Genomic DNA, 1,010 nt, shown 5'->3' on the forward strand with positions numbered 1-1,010 from the left:
CCATTAGAAAAAGACTTTGGTGAAACTCCAACAGAAGATGAGATTACTGGTCAAGTAACTATCCCAGGCTACCCTGAAGATGCAGAACAACCAGAGATCACTGTTAAGGATCCAAACCAAATCCCTGATGGCAATACTGAAGGTAACTTCGAAGTTGAAGTAGAAGTTGAGTACCCAGACGGATCTAAAGATAACGTTAAAGTACCTGTAATCATTGGTAAACAAGATGATGCAGACAAGTACGAACCAGAAGTAACCCCATTAGAAAAAGACTTTGGTCAAACACCAACGGAAGATGAAATTATTGGTCAAGTAACCGTTCCAGGTTATCCTGAAGACGCTACACCACCAGCTATCACTGTTCCAGATGTTAACCAAATTCCTGATGGTAACACTCCAGGTGAATACGAAGTTGACGTAGAAGTAACTTATCCAGACGGATCTAAAGATGAGATCAAAGTTCCAATCATTATTGGCGAAGATAAAACAACTCAAGCTGATAAATTCGGTGCAGACGTTGTAAGCAACATCATCTACAAAGATCTAGGTAACCCTACAACTCAAGAGGATGTAGACGGGGCTGTTGTCGTATCTCCAAACTCAGAGTACACAGGTAATATTACTGTAACGCCAAATGGTGAACTACCAGATGGTCAAACAGCTGGTCAATTCGAAATCCCAGCAACTGTTACATTTGATGATGGTTCTACTGTTGAGACAACAATCCGTGTTGTTGTAACAGACAACCGTTCTGATGCAGACAAGTTCGGTGGCGATGTTGTAAGCAATATCATCAACAAAGATCTAGGTAACCCTACAACTCAAGAAGACGTAGATAATGCAGTTGTCGTAGATCCAAATTCAGAGTACACAGGTAACATCAAAGTTACACCAAACGGTGAACTACCAGATGGTCAAACTGTGGGGCAATTCGAAATTCCAGCAACTGTTACATTTGATGATGGTTCTACTGTTGACACAACAATCCGTGTTGTTGTAACAGACAACCG

The 1,010-nt window shown here is 41.2% G+C and carries 1 protein-coding gene; it reads left to right on the top strand.

Features of this window, described 5'->3' with window-relative positions; all coding sequences use genetic code 11:
- Nucleotides 1–1,010, top strand: a 1,010-nt coding sequence (locus BLR79_RS08850; protein ID WP_268752999.1) for a Rib/alpha-like domain-containing protein, incomplete at both ends; no start/stop codon positions are given.

It is taken from the genome of Dolosicoccus paucivorans (assembly GCF_900100125.1).
Lineage (GTDB): Bacteria > Bacillota > Bacilli > Lactobacillales > Aerococcaceae > Dolosicoccus > Dolosicoccus paucivorans.